The organism is Bradyrhizobium sp. Ken01, assembly GCF_055807355.1.
This window is the reverse complement of the sequence record NZ_JBVVPC010000255.1, coordinates 1-253: the sequence shown is the minus strand read 5'-3', so window position 1 is coordinate 253 and position 253 is coordinate 1. Positions and strand designations below refer to the sequence as shown.

The window sequence follows — 253 nt, the reverse complement described above, 5'->3', positions numbered from 1 at the left end:
CCCAGGCGTTGCGGTACATGACCGACGTGGTTGCGGTCGATCCCACCACCGTCGATCTCACCCTCAACGGCAAGCAGTCGGCGCAAAACGTCCTTGCGATCGTGGGGATGCCGATCGTCTCCAAGGCCTTTTACACGGCCAATGATTTCGATGCTTCGACCATGACGCCGCCGCTTGGCTCGGGACCCTACAAGATTGGACGCGTGGCGGCCGGACAGACGGTCGAATATGACCGCGTCGCCGATTATTGGGG

The 253-nt window shown here is 61.3% G+C and carries 1 protein-coding gene; it reads left to right on the top strand.

The genetic code is table 11. From position 1 onward, the window contains the following. On the top strand, positions 1 to 253 hold a 253-nt coding region (locus tag AC0L3S_RS39555; RefSeq protein WP_473285400.1), incomplete at both ends, for an ABC transporter substrate-binding protein.